Below are 725 nucleotides of genomic sequence, written 5' to 3'. Positions count from 1 at the left end.
TCTTTTCCCTTGTTTGGTGCCTCGAGTGTGATTTCTGTTGTGTATCCGCTTTGTTTTTCATAGCGGTGGGTGACGGTCGCGGCTTTCCATGGTCCATTGATTTGCCCACGAAACCCTTGAAGGATGAGAGGTTGGTCGGCCATGATTTCTGGTCGCCCCGCAAGAGACAAAGAACCACTGCCCACAGCACGGCACAGCCTATCCGATTCTGATGCAGCAGCAGCTCGTGCTTCCTCCTCACAAGTGTAACAAGTCCGTAAACGCCGCACGGGACCGCTAAACCCTGTCTGATGTTTGACTTGGCATTGCTGCCCTTTTGAGCGATCAAAATAAGAAGCTTCAATGGTGCCATATTGCGTACGTGGCTCTAATGTGAATTCCCAGTTGGAACAGTCATTTTTATAAAGTTCGAGTGCTGGTAAATTATCCCCGCTTAAAAATAAAAACTTATGGTCTTTGATTAAAAAACGTGCCCGCATGCGATCGGCAAGGCGGGTTAAAAAATCAACCGCCGATTGATCTGTACGAATCACATAAGGCAAAGTTTGTTTGGTAAATTGGGGACTGACCTTTGCTTGATAGCCATGGCGTTTGGCAAGTGTCTCAACAATCTCACCAACAGTTTTGTGGTCAAAATGTTCACTCACCTGTTCTTTGAGCTCTTTACGCATCGAGGCACTTTTGCCACAAAGGCGCAAGATCTCTCCATCACTGCCACCACAACT

Annotated in this window: 1 protein-coding gene; it reads right to left on the bottom strand. The window is 47.3% G+C overall.

What is annotated here, in order from left to right; translation table 11 throughout:
- Positions 1–725, bottom strand: a 725-nt coding sequence (locus tag ACFIJL_RS09765; protein ID WP_375624529.1) for a phage late control D family protein, incomplete at both ends; no start/stop codon positions are given.

This window comes from Bartonella sp. TT119HLJHH (assembly GCF_042193385.1).
In the GTDB taxonomy this organism is placed as follows: Bacteria; Pseudomonadota; Alphaproteobacteria; order Rhizobiales; family Rhizobiaceae; genus Bartonella.
This window is presented reverse-complemented; position numbering and strand designations above follow the sequence as displayed.